This window comes from Longimonas sp. (assembly GCF_040409695.1).
In the GTDB taxonomy this organism is placed as follows: Bacteria; Bacteroidota; Rhodothermia; order Rhodothermales; family Salinibacteraceae; genus Longimonas.
Window position 1 is genome coordinate 1 of sequence record NZ_JARWGJ010000213.1, and the last position, 4128, is coordinate 4128.

Consider the following 4128-nt stretch of genomic DNA (forward strand, 5'->3'; position numbering starts at 1 on the left):
AAAGTGCAGTCTGAAAGTGCAGTCTGGTAGTGTGCCGCCGGTGGTGGCGGCACCATTGCATGCCAGCAACCAGCCAGCCCGGTGCAAGAAAACCTCAGCTACGTGGAGGGACGCGCACGCCGGAAAAGTCCGTAGAGATGGGCCTGTGTGTCGTCGTGCTGCGTATCTGTTTCGGGGGAGCCTGCTTCGACCAGGCTGTGCTGCTGGCAGCGCCCGATGAGCGCCTCGGGCGTCGCGGGCCATCCCATTGCCCCCTCCTCGCCTCCGGCGGGCACCGGCTCCGGAGCGTACCCGAGTACAGCCCATCCGCCGGGTTTAACGATTCGCTGCACGGCATCAAACGCCGTATCAACTTCAGACGACGGATAGACGCGGTCGAGGTGCGGTGCAATAACCCAGTCGAACACCGAATCGGGATACTCGCCAAGGGCTGGTGTGCAGCGCTGCACGCACTCGGTGGCCTCCGCCGGGTCTTCCATCAGCGGCGCAATTGCCGTGCGCGTATCCGTGATCGCCTCAGGATCCACGTGGCAGGCGTGTACCGGAAACCCGAGCTGAAGCAGAGGCGCAGTATAGTCCCCTGCTTCGCATCCGAGCACAAGCACATAGCGGTTTACCGGCACAGAAGCCAGCGTGCGCAGCACATAGTCGCGACAGGTCATACGTCCAGAAAGCAGAAAGTGGCAGCCTGTGAAGCGCGTGTTCTACGCGTCATTCGCCGGAGTCTTGGTTTCGTCTTGAGCGGGTGCGACACTGCCAACAGCCGCCTGCATGTCGTCGGTCCAGCAACGCGCTTCCGTAACGCAGTCGCAGTTCGGACAGCGGACATCACGCTCTTCCTGCGGATACCGTGGCAGCTTATCAAGCGGCTGCAGCGGATACTGCCCGGTTGGAGCGCCGTCGCCTCCGTGGCGTAGCGTGTTTACATCGATGGGGTAGTTCAGCTGCGCCATCGTCGACTCGGCCAGCGCCTCAATAAAGAGCGGATGGCTGTTGAGCCCGGAGGTTACTTCATAGCGCTCGATGCCAAACTCCTCGGCCTCCTCGCGCACCTCTATGTCGAGCTCGAAGCTCGTTTCAACGTGATCCGTCACAAATGCAACGGGAATCACCAGCACGTTTTTTACATCGTGCTCCTCAGCGAGCTCCTCAAGCTTGTCGGGGGTCGCTGGAGTGAGCCATTTCGCGGGCCCGACCTTGCTCTGGAAGGCCGTGTGGAAGGGATAGTCGTGCTCCCGGTATTTCATCAGTTGGTTCACGGTCGAGTGCACCAGGCAGCAGTACGGGTCGCGGCGCTCCTTCATTTCGCGGAGCGGCGTGCCGTGCGCGCTGAACAGCAGGTGTACTTCCTCGCGCTCCTCAGGTGTGAAGCGCTGCAGCCCTTCGTCGATCCGCTCAGAGAGAGCGCGGATGTACTTGGGATTGGTGGCGTACTCGAAGACCGTCGTTGTCGGGTATTCCGGAAGCTCGCCCTCCTCTTCAAGCGCTTTCCAGAACACAAGCGACGAGCCGGTGGTCGTCTTCGAGTAGTGCGGGTATAGCGGAAGCAGCACCACTTTGTCAACGCCATCTTCCTTCATCTCACGCACCGCATCTTCGCTGAACGGCTTCCAGTACCGCATCGCGATGTACGTCTTAAAATCGACATCGGCGGCCTGGCCGTAGTGGCGATTGAGGTGATCGCTCAGCGCTTTCGACTGCTCACGCGTAAGCCGGTTAATCGGCGACCCGCCTCCGATCATCTCATAGTCTTCGCGCACAAACTTCGAGCGGCGCGACGCGATAAACTTGCAGAGCCAATCTCGGATGAACGTCTGCCCGATCAGCGGAATGTCGATGATCGCCGGGTCCATAAACAGATTGTAGAGAAACGGCTCCACATCTTCGAGCGTGTCTGGGCCGCCCAGATTCATCAGCACAACACCGACAGTGTCGCCTTTTTCAATATCCAGAGGCTGCGACGGAAAGTAGGTGCCCCGAATAATGCGTTTGTCATATTCGTAGACACTCAGAAATTCGCGGGGGGTCATAGGTTAGCGGTGTCTGTACATGGACGGGGAAGTCTGATGCGGCGTAATGTTTATGCGCTAATTTGAGCGCTTCAGTTCCAGGGGGGCATTGAACTTTCTCCTAATCAATGCTCAGGGCTGTTACGAAAATGTGCGGGGACACATGGTTGTGTTATGCTTGAACCATGTACAGAAGGCCACCCCTCTTTGCGGTGCGTTCAGGAGATCTATTCAAGGCGTTTCCTCGGCAGTTTCAGTCGGCAGTTTCAGATTGTGCCCGTCCGTTGGCTTCCTCATGCTTCATCTTACGGTTGAGAGCATACATCTCTTCACGCCCGGCGTAGTAGTCGCCCTCGTAACGTGCAAGCACATGCTCGGGCGGCGATGTCCCAAACTGGATGCCCGCGAAGACGCCCCCGATGGCAAGCACCAGCGCTACGGCTCCGTAGGCAAGCCCCGAATCCGTGAGCCACGTGGGCATCCACCCAAGCATGTCGTAAGCGCCCAGCGCGTAAAACACGAAGGTGCCCACCGTACCCAAAATAATCGCGAGGTAGGCCGACAGCGTTGTTGTTTTCTTCGATGCCACGCTGGCCACCACCACCGCCGTCGTCGACGTCAGGAGCGCGCTCGACAGGAAGTACATGTCGAAGAGCCCCGGAAACTCAAAGGCCCAGAGCAGCGCCAGCCCGATGAATCCGGCAGTCACGACGCGGCCGGCGTTCAGGCGCACCGTGCCGCTCACGTCGAAGCGCTCAAAGACGAGCGGCTCCAGCACATCCTTTGTCAGGTTCATCGCGCACACGTTCACGTACGTGTCTACCGAGGAGAGTGCCATCCCCATAAGCGACACAATGAGGAGCCCTACCACAATCGGGTTCTGAAAGAGCTCGGTGATCATCGACGAGAAGATGAAGTAGCCAAAGTCGCCAACCGCTTCCGGCACCTCGCCCCCTACTGGCGGAAAGATCACGAGTGCGGCTATGGCGATGAGCGTGGGCATGATGACCACGATGATGATGTTAAACGCCACGTTCCACCAGACGCCCTTGGCGGCCTCTTTCTCGTCGCGGCTGGCCATGACGCGCTGCCAGGCGCCCTGTAGCGTGATGAAGCCCGGCGTGTAGATCAGAATAGCCAGTGCCATATACGAGTAGCCCGGCGAATCCCAGTGCCAGAAGCTGTCGGCATAGAGCGGCGGGTTCTCGTTGATTGTCGCTACAATATCTCCGAATCCACCGGCAATCTTCGACGCCTCGATCAGCCCGAACACCGTCAGCGTAACCAGCATGAGCGCGGCACAAGCAAACTGGATGAGGTCCGTGCGCAGCACCGACCGAAATCCGCCCAGTGACACATAGGCGCCGAACGTGATGCTCACGATGATGGCCATGGTGAGAATGTCTACCTGCAGCGGCTGCGAGAGCACTGCACTGAGCACATAAATCTCGGCAGCCAGCCACGTCAGGTACGCGAAGCTCTGCACCGGCCCCAGCAGCGTCTGGGTGGTCCGGTCGAAACGAAAACGGAGAATCTCGGGGATCGATACCCCGGGGAAGCGCCGAAATAGTTTGGGCACAAACACCAGTCCAATCGTGCAGAGGACCCACGGAATGGTGAAGATCCAGATGGCGCCTGCGCCATAGGTATACCACAGATACATCTGCCAGGTCATCCACCCGAGCAAGAGCCACCCTGCCGCGAGCGAAGCCGCCATCCACCAGCCCGGTACGCTGCCCTCCCCGATCCAGAAGTCGAACGCTCGTTCGTTCTCGTCCGCCACAGCGCGCAGCCCGCGCAGTTGATACAGGCCGATGCCGACCATGCCGAGCAAAAATGCGCCAACGAAAATCCAGTATATAGCGGTTGCGGTCATAGGTGGGGTAGCCAGAGCAGAAGAGTGGCGGGTAGCGGACTGGTGTAGGACTCCGTCTTTTGAGAACAACGCAGTGTAGCTGATGTCTGCACGTCCATCAACCGTTCTTACAAGAGGTTACAGCCTTTACACACGCGCTTAGAGCCTGTTTGGGTTTTGGTTTGCGGGCGAGAGCGAGCGCCGCTGCGGCGAAAATTGGACCACGATAGAGGTTCGTAGCCGGGGTTACGGGCCGACACGAGG

General features: G+C 59.3%; 3 protein-coding genes. All 3 read right to left on the reverse strand.

Translation table 11 applies throughout. The features are described from left to right. Positions 1 to 98 precede the first annotated feature (98 nt). A complete protein-coding gene (locus PPP56_RS13035) occupies positions 99 to 662 on the reverse strand; it encodes a methyltransferase domain-containing protein (protein ID WP_353564488.1) in 564 nt (187 codons plus the stop codon). A 42-nt stretch (positions 663 to 704) separates the two neighbouring features. After that, the gene (gene hemH / locus PPP56_RS13040; protein WP_353564489.1) at positions 705 to 2030 is read right to left on the reverse strand and encodes a ferrochelatase; all 1326 of its coding nucleotides are present in this window, start codon (positions 2028 to 2030) and stop codon (positions 705 to 707) included. Positions 2031 to 2262: 232 nt separating this feature from the next. Next, the gene (locus PPP56_RS13045; protein WP_353564490.1) at positions 2263 to 3885 is read right to left on the reverse strand and encodes a sodium:solute symporter family protein; all 1623 of its coding nucleotides are present in this window, start codon (positions 3883 to 3885) and stop codon (positions 2263 to 2265) included. Between the last annotated feature and the right edge of the window lie 243 nt (positions 3886 to 4128).